This window comes from Xenophilus sp., assembly GCF_044462705.1.
Taxonomy (GTDB): Bacteria; Pseudomonadota; Gammaproteobacteria; order Burkholderiales; family Burkholderiaceae_C; genus Xenophilus; species Xenophilus azovorans.
Window position 1 is genome coordinate 43,198 of record NZ_JBIQNC010000012.1, and the last position, 4,396, is coordinate 47,593.

Below are 4,396 nucleotides of genomic sequence, written 5' to 3' on the forward strand. Positions count from 1 at the left end.
CGTGAATACGCGCCATCACCATCATGAATATGGATCTGCAGGACATGGACCTCAACCTGCTGGTGGTCTTCCACCAGCTCATGGTGGAGCGGCGCGTCTCGGCCGTGGCCGACACGCTGGGCCTGAGCCAGCCGGCGGTGAGCAACGCGCTGGCCCGCCTGCGCCGCAGCTTCGGCGACGAGCTGTTCCTGCGCACGCCGCGCGGCATGGAGCCCACGCCGCTGGCAGAACAGCTCGCCGAGCCGGTGGCCGCCGCGCTGGCGCTGCTGCAGGGCGCGGTGACGCAGCGCACCGAGTTCGACCCGGCGCGCAGCACGCGCGCCTTCTCGCTGGGCATGAGCGACATCGGCGAGATCTACTTCCTGCCCGCGCTGATGGGCGCCCTGGCCCGACGCGCGCCCGGCGTGACGCTGACCACCGCCCGCGGCGCCGCGCAGCCGCTGAAGGCCGAGATGGAGGCCGGCGCGGTCGACCTGGCCCTGGGCCTGCTGCCGCAGCTGCAGGCGGGCTTCTTCCAGCGGCGCCTCTTCACGCAGCGCTACGTGTGCCTGATGCGCCAGGGCCATCCGCTGGCGCGCGGACGCTTCGGGCTGCGCGAGTTCCGCGCCGCGCAGCACCTGGCCGTGGTCTCGCCCGGCACCGGCCACGGCATCGTGGAGGAGGTGCTGGCGCGCAGCGGCATCGAGCGGCAGGTGCGGCTGACGGTGCCGCACTTCGTCGCCGTGGGCCACATCCTGCACGGCACCGACCTCGTCGCCACCGTGCCGCACCGCCTGGCGCAGCGCGTGACCGAACCCTTCGGCCTGGTCGCCCTGCCGCATCCGGCCAACCTGCCCGAGATCGCGATCCACATGCTCTGGCACGCGCGCGTGCACCGCGACCCGGCCAACCAGTGGCTGCGGGGGCTGGTGGCCGAATGCTTCGCGGACGGCAGGGCCTGACGCGGCCTACACGTGCCGCGTCGCCGGCGTGCCGCGCTCGCCCCCGGGCAGCGGCGCGTCGGCCCGCGTATGCAGCGTCTCGATGATGCGGCACTGCGGGCCGCTGCCGTCGCAGCAGTCGCGCAGGGCCAGCAGGTCCTTCTCCAGCGCGCGCAGCTCGCGCAGGCGCTCGCGCACGTGGCCCAGGTGCGCGTCGAGCGCGACGCAGGCGGCGTCGCAGTCGGCCTTGCTGCGCAGGTCCAGCGCCAGCAGCGTGCGCACCTCGTCGAGCGACATGTCCATCGCCCGGCACAGGCGGATGAAGCGCAGCGTGTGCACGTCGGCGGCGCTGTAGAGGCGGTAGCTGTTGTCGCCGCGGCCCTGCGGCGCGACCAGGCCCTGCTTCTCGTACCAGCGGATGTTGGCGGCGCTCACGCCGCTGGCGGCCGCCGCCTCGCCGATGCGGTAGCCCTGCGTGGAGGGCGGGTTTGCCTGGACCATGGCTTGACCTTGAAGTGACTTCAACCTTTCCAATGCTGTCACAACACGAAAGGCCCGTTGCTTTCCCATGTCTGCCACCCCTCGCCCGACCGTCACCTCCGCCCCCTCCGACACCGCCTGCGACGACGGCTGCTGCGGCGCTCCGATGACGCTGCGGACCCGGCCCGCCGAGGCCGGTCGCCACGACCACGAACACGACCACGGCGGCCCGCACGACCACCAGCACGCCGACGCGGGCGACGGCCACGACCATGGCCCGCTGCCGGGCTGGCAGCGCATCGCCGCCGCGCTCGCCGTGGCGCTGGGCGCCGAGCTGAGCCACCTGCTGCTGCCCGAGACCGGCGTGTGGCGCGCCTTCGGCATGGCGCTGGCGGCCGTGGCCATCGCGCTGGCCGGCACCGGCATCTACCGAAGCGGCCTGCGCTCGCTGCTGCGCGGGCGGCTGGGCATCGACGCGCTGATGGCGGTGGCGGTGACCGGCGCCTTCCTCATCGGCCAGTGGCCCGAGGCGGCGATGGTGATGGCGCTGTACGCACTGGCCGAACTGATCGAGCACAAGGCCGCCGACCGCGCACGCAACGCCATCGCCGGGCTGATGGCGCTGGCGCCGGACGAGGCCGAGGTGCGCCGGGCCGACGGTACCTGGCAGCGCATCGCGGCGCGCGAGGTCGCGGTCGGCGACACGGTGCGCGTGCGTCCCGGCGAGCGCATCCCGCTGGACGGCACCGTGAACGCCGGCCGCAGCACGGTGGACCAGGCCAGCGTCACCGGCGAGAGCATCCCGGTGGACAAGGCGCCCGGCGATGCGGTCTTCGCCGCCACCATCAACCAGGGCGGCGAGCTGCAGCTGCAGGTGACGGCCGCCGCTGGCCAGACCACGCTGGACCGCATCATCGAGGCGGTGGAGCAGGCACAGGCCTCGCGCGCGCCCACGCAGCGCTTCGTCGAGCGCTTCGCGGCCGTCTACACGCCGGCCGTGTTCGCCATCGCCCTCGCGGTGGCGGTGCTGCCGCCGCTGCTGCTGGACTGGGCCTGGCTCGACGCGATCTACAAGGCGCTGGTGCTGCTTGTCATCGCCTGCCCCTGTGCGCTGGTGATCTCCACGCCCGTCACCGTGGTCAGCGGCCTCACGGCGGCGGCGCGGCGCGGCATCCTCATCAAGGGCGGCACGCACCTGGAAGGCGCGCGCCGGCTCAAGGCGGTGGCGCTGGACAAGACCGGCACGCTCACCGCCGGCAAGCCCGAACTCGTGCACTGGCAGGCCTGGAACGGCGCGGACGCCGCCGCGGCGCAGCGCATCGCGGCCAGCCTGGCGGGCCGCTCGGACCACCCCGTGTCGCACGCCATCGCGCAGGGCCTGGACGGTGACCACGCCGTGGTGGACGCCTTCGAGGCGCTGGTCGGCCGCGGTGTGCGCGGACGCATCGACGGCACCGGCTACGTGCTCGGCAACCACCGCCTGATCGAGGAGCGCGGGCAGTGCAGCGCCGAGCTCGAATCGCTGCTGGCCGAGCACGAGGCGCAGGGCCGCACCCTCACCCTGCTGGCCGACGAGGGCGGCGTGCGCGCCGTGTTCGCGGTGGCCGACACGCTGCGCCCCGCCTCGCGCGCGGCGGTGGAGGCGCTCAAGCGCCTGGGCGTCGCGCCGGTGATGCTGACCGGCGACAACCCCACGACCGCGAAGGCGATCGCCGTGCAGGCCGGCATCGACGACGCGCGCGGCGGCCTGCTGCCCGAGGACAAGCTCGCCGCGGTGAAGGAGATGCGCGAGCGCTACGGCCCGACCGCGATGCTGGGCGACGGCATCAACGACGCGCCCGCGCTGGCGCAGGCCGACATCGGCTTCGCCATGGGCGGCGCCGGCACCGACATCGCGATGGAAGCGGCCGACGTGGTGATCATGAACGACGACCCCGGCCGCATCGCCGAGACGGTGCGGCTTTCGCGCCGCACGCACGCCGTGCTGTGGCAGAACATCGCGCTGGCGCTGGGCATCAAGGCGGTGTTCTTCGCGCTCGCGCTGATAGGCAGCGCCACCATGTGGATGGCGGTGTTCGCCGACATGGGGGCCAGCCTGCTGGTGGTGTTCAACGGGCTGCGGCTGCTGCGGCCGGCGCGCGCGGGTGTTTGACGCGGCTCGGTCCCCTATGGCCGCCGCAACCCTGCTTCATCTGTCGGAGGAAGGTCCTACGGAGGCTTTCTCGCTGGCTTTCGGCTGCGTACTGAGCCGCTTGATCTGCTCGTGCCGCACAAGTTGCGCTTCGGCTCCGGTCCAGAAGGCGCAGTACGTTTGCCCGCAGGCGATCTGGAAAGCCCTGATCGGCGGCTCGCCATCAATGACGACCGTGGATGTCCGCGTCCTGCCTTCTTGCCACTTCTTGATGTCCTGTTCGGCATGCTGACCGCCTGTCCGGGAAGAAAACACCGCGGCACTCACCAATGCCAACACAACCGCCGAAGCGCCAATGGCATAGCCATATAGCACTTCGCTCTTGTCAACGAGCGCCATCATCGAAGGCGCAGCCTTGCCCCACTTGCGCTTGACAGTCAGTCGAACAAGCAACTTCGTTTGGAGCTGCTGCACAGCCGGAAACGACGACAGAACTGCTGCAATGAGAACGGCAGCGATCAATGCCAAGACGGTCAAGAACCCATAAGCCATCGGGACGATGCCGAACGAAATGAGCGAGGTCAACCCAAGAAACAGCAGGCGATCGGGAGGCAGCGTGAACAACGAATTCTCCACGCCAAAGCCAGCGAGATAGCCTTCCTGATAGGTCGCACCGATCACATACAGACCCCCGGATAACACTGGAAGCACGGTCAACAGGGTTTGAAGGCCGAACCGTCGGGTCGGCGAGCGGGCATCTGCAGAATTCATTCAAGACTCCTTCAAAAACTCACATTCAGATTGACCCCACCCGTGACCCTGCCCGTGCGGTACCCCTCGGGCTTCCACACCGGCGCACCGACGA

General features: G+C 70.9%; 4 protein-coding genes. 2 read left to right on the plus strand and 2 right to left on the minus strand.

The window, feature by feature from the left end; all coding sequences use genetic code 11:
• Positions 1–29: 29 nt before the first annotated feature.
• The gene (locus tag ACIY1X_RS04310; protein WP_399678260.1) at positions 30–941 is read left to right on the plus strand and encodes a LysR family transcriptional regulator; all 912 of its coding nucleotides are present in this window, start codon (positions 30–32) and stop codon (positions 939–941) included.
• 6 nt (positions 942–947) lie between these two features.
• On the opposite strand, the gene ACIY1X_RS04315 is transcribed toward ACIY1X_RS04310, so the two are convergent.
• On the minus strand, positions 948–1,421 hold the full coding sequence (locus ACIY1X_RS04315; protein ID WP_399678249.1) for a MerR family transcriptional regulator: 474 nt from the start codon (positions 1,419–1,421) through the stop codon (positions 948–950).
• A gap of 67 nt (positions 1,422–1,488) precedes the next feature.
• On the opposite strand from ACIY1X_RS04315, the gene ACIY1X_RS04320 reads away from it, so the two are divergent.
• Positions 1,489–3,552, plus strand: a complete 2,064-nt coding sequence (locus ACIY1X_RS04320; RefSeq protein ID WP_399678252.1) for a heavy metal translocating P-type ATPase — start codon at positions 1,489–1,491, stop codon at positions 3,550–3,552.
• A 36-nt stretch (positions 3,553–3,588) separates the two neighbouring features.
• Here ACIY1X_RS04320 and ACIY1X_RS04325 read toward each other — a convergent pair whose 3' ends face one another.
• Entirely contained in the window at positions 3,589–4,302 is a 714-nt protein-coding gene (locus ACIY1X_RS04325; protein ID WP_399678254.1) for a hypothetical protein, read from the minus strand.
• Between the last annotated feature and the right edge of the window lie 94 nt (positions 4,303–4,396).